1 tRNA gene and 2 rRNA genes are annotated in these 3503 nt (G+C 54.1%); all 3 read left to right on the top strand.

What is annotated here, in order from left to right:
- The first annotated feature begins 136 nt into the window (after positions 1 to 136).
- The 3 genes from Xvie_RS26595 to rrf all read left to right on the top strand — a co-directional run bounded on the left by Xvie_RS26595 (position 137) and on the right by rrf (position 3503).
- A tRNA-Glu gene (locus tag Xvie_RS26595) sits at positions 137 to 212 on the top strand.
- Positions 213 to 404: 192 nt separating this feature from the next.
- Positions 405 to 3314: ribosomal RNA gene (locus tag Xvie_RS26600) — 23S ribosomal RNA — on the top strand.
- Positions 3315 to 3402: 88 nt separating this feature from the next.
- A 5S ribosomal RNA gene (gene rrf, locus Xvie_RS26605) occupies positions 3403 to 3503 on the top strand.

Raw genomic sequence — 3503 nt, forward strand, 5'->3', positions numbered from 1 at the left:
TCGTAACAAGGTAACCGTAGGGGAACCTGCGGTTGGATCACCTCCTTACCTAGAGATAGTAGTTTTTGTTGCAGTGCTCACACAGATTGTCTGATGAAATGTAATATGAGCAGCGCGTCTGCGAAGAAGACTCGATGTCCCCTTCGTCTAGAGGCCTAGGACACCGCCCTTTCACGGCGGTAACAGGGGTTCGAATCCCCTAGGGGACGCCACACTGCTCAGGCCCTGTGTGAAAGGCGGTGCCCCCTGATATTATTGTTAAGCGGGCTGTAAAGTCGGTTTACCAATAATAGCTCTTTAACAATCCGGAACAAGCTGAAAATTTGAAACACCCAGTCCCAGTCGTGAAGACGGGATTGGGGAGTCTCTCAAAACTCCAGTCCGAAGACACCTTCGGGTTGTGAGGTTAAGCGACTAAGCGTACACGGTGGATGCCTAGGCAGTCAGAGGCGATGAAGGACGTGCTAATCTGCGAAAAGCGCCGGTGAGCTGATATGAAGCGCCATCAGCCGGCGATGTCCGAATGGGGAAACCCAGTGCAATCCGTTGCACTATCATTAACTGAATTCATAGGTTAATGAGGCGAACCGGGGGAACTGAAACATCTCAGTACCCCGAGGAAAAGAAATCAACCGAGATTCCCCCAGTAGCGGCGAGCGAACGGGGAGCAGCCCAGAACCAGCATCAGTGTCAGCGTCAGGAGAACGGTCTGGAAAGGCCGGCAGTAAAGGGTGATAGCCCCGTATCTGAAGACGCTGGCAGTGGGAGTTCGATGAGTAGGGCGGGACACGTGGTATCCTGTCTGAACATGGGGGGACCATCCTCCAAGGCTAAATACTCCTGACTGACCGATAGTGAACCAGTACCGTGAGGGAAAGGCGAAAAGAACCCCGGCGAGGGGAGTGAAAGAGAACCTGAAACCGTGTACGTACAAGCAGTGGGAGCACCCTTTGGGGTGTGACTGCGTACCTTTTGTATAATGGGTCAGCGACTTATATTCTGTAGCAAGGTTAACCGTATAGGGGAGCCGCAGGGAAACCGAGTCTTAACTGGGCGTTAAGTTGCAGGGTATAGACCCGAAACCCGGTGATCTAGCCATGGGCAGGTTGAAGGTTGGGTAACACTAACTGGAGGACCGAACCGACTAATGTTGAAAAATTAGCGGATGACTTGTGGCTGGGGGTGAAAGGCCAATCAAACCGGGAGATAGCTGGTTCTCCCCGAAAGCTATTTAGGTAGCGCCTCGTGAAGTCATCTTCGGGGGTAGAGCACTGTTTCGGCTAGGGGGTCATCCCGACTTACCAACCCGATGCAAACTGCGAATACCGAAGAATGTTATCACGGGAGACACACGGCGGGTGCTAACGTCCGTCGTGAAGAGGGAAACAACCCAGACCGCCAGCTAAGGTCCCCAAGTCATGGTTAAGTGGGAAACGAAGTGGGAAGGCTCAGACAGCCAGGATGTTGGCTTAGAAGCAGCCATCATTTAAAGAAAGCGTAATAGCTCACTGGTCGAGTCGGCCTGCGCGGAAGATGTAACGGGGCTAAACCATGCACCGAAGCTGCGGCAGCGACACGCAAGTGTTGTTGGGTAGGGGAGCGTTCTGTAAGCCGTTGAAGGTGTGCTGTGAGGCATGCTGGAGGTATCAGAAGTGCGAATGCTGACATAAGTAACGATAAAGCGGGTGAAAAACCCGCTCGCCGGAAGACCAAGGGTTCCTGTCCAACGTTAATCGGGGCAGGGTGAGTCGACCCCTAAGGCGAGGCCGAAAGGCGTAGTCGATGGGCAACGGGTTAATATTCCCGTACCCGGTGTTACTGCGAAGGGGGGACGGAGAAGGCTAGGCTGGCCGGGCGACGGTTTGTCCCGGTTTAAGCGTGTAGGTGGGGTGACCTGGCAAATCCGGTCACCTGTTAACACTGAGGCGTGATGACGAGGCACCACGGTGCTGAAGTAGCTGATGCCCTGCTTCCAGGAAAAGCCTCTAAGCTCTAGGTAACATTGGATCGTACCCCAAACCGACACAGGTGGTCAGGTAGAGAATACTCAGGCGCTTGAGAGAACTCGGGTGAAGGAACTAGGCAAAATGGTGCCGTAACTTCGGGAGAAGGCACGCTGGCACTAGGTGAAGGGCCCCGCGCCCGGAGCCGAAGCCAGTCGCAGATACCAGCTGGCTGCAACTGTTTAATAAAAACACAGCACTGTGCAAACACGAAAGTGGACGTATACGGTGTGACGCCTGCCCGGTGCTGGAAGGTTAATTGATGGGGTTAGCCGCAAGGCGAAGCTCTTGATCGAAGCCCCAGTAAACGGCGGCCGTAACTATAACGGTCCTAAGGTAGCGAAATTCCTTGTCGGGTAAGTTCCGACCTGCACGAATGGCGTAATGATGGCCAGGCTGTCTCCACCCGAGACTCAGTGAAATTGAACTCGCTGTGAAGATGCAGTGTACCCGCGGCAAGACGGAAAGACCCCGTGAACCTTTACTATAGCTTGACACTGAACCTGGAGCCTTGATGTGTAGGATAGGTGGGAGGCTTGGAAGTGTGGACGCCAGTCTGCATGGAGCCAACCTTGAAATACCACCCTTGAATGTTTGAGGTTCTAACGTAGGCCCGTCATCCGGGTTGCGGACAGTGTCTGGTGGGTAGTTTGACTGGGGCGGTCTCCTCCCAAAGCGTAACGGAGGAGCACGAAGGTTAGCTAATCACGGTCGGACATCGTGAGGTTAGTGCAAAGGCATAAGCTAGCTTGACTGCGAGAGTGACAGCTCGAGCAGGTACGAAAGTAGGTCTTAGTGATCCGGTGGTTCTGCATGGAAGGGCCATCGCTCAACGGATAAAAGGTACTCCGGGGATAACAGGCTGATACCGCCCAAGAGTTCATATCGACGGCGGTGTTTGGCACCTCGATGTCGGCTCATCACATCCTGGGGCTGAAGTAGGTCCCAAGGGTATGGCTGTTCGCCATTTAAAGTGGTACGCGAGCTGGGTTTAGAACGTCGTGAGACAGTTCGGTCCCTATCTGCCGTGGGCGTTGGAAGATTGAAAGGGGCTGCTCCTAGTACGAGAGGACCGGAGTGGACGCACCACTGGTGTTCGGGTTGTCATGCCAATGGCACTGCCCGGTAGCTAAGTGCGGAAGAGATAACCGCTGAAAGCATCTAAGCGGGAAACTTGCCTTGAGATGAGTCTTCCCTTGTCCCTTGAGGACACTGAAGGAACGTTCGAGACGAGGACGTGGATAGGCTGGGTGTGTAAGCGTTGCGAGACGTTGAGCTAACCAGTACTAATGAACCGTGCGGCTTAACCTGACAACACCGAAGGTGTTTTGGGCTGAGAGAGCAGATGACAAAGTTTCAAAGCAGATGACAGCTTGTTCGGGGTTGAAACCAGGATTTGTCTGGCGGCAATAGCGCGGTGGTCCCACCTGACCCCATGCCGAACTCAGCAGTGAAACGCCGTAGCGCCGATGGTAGTGTGGGGTCTCCCCATGTGAGAGT

The sequence above is a fragment of the Xenorhabdus vietnamensis genome, assembly GCF_002127535.1.
Taxonomy (GTDB): Bacteria; Pseudomonadota; Gammaproteobacteria; order Enterobacterales; family Enterobacteriaceae; genus Xenorhabdus; species Xenorhabdus vietnamensis.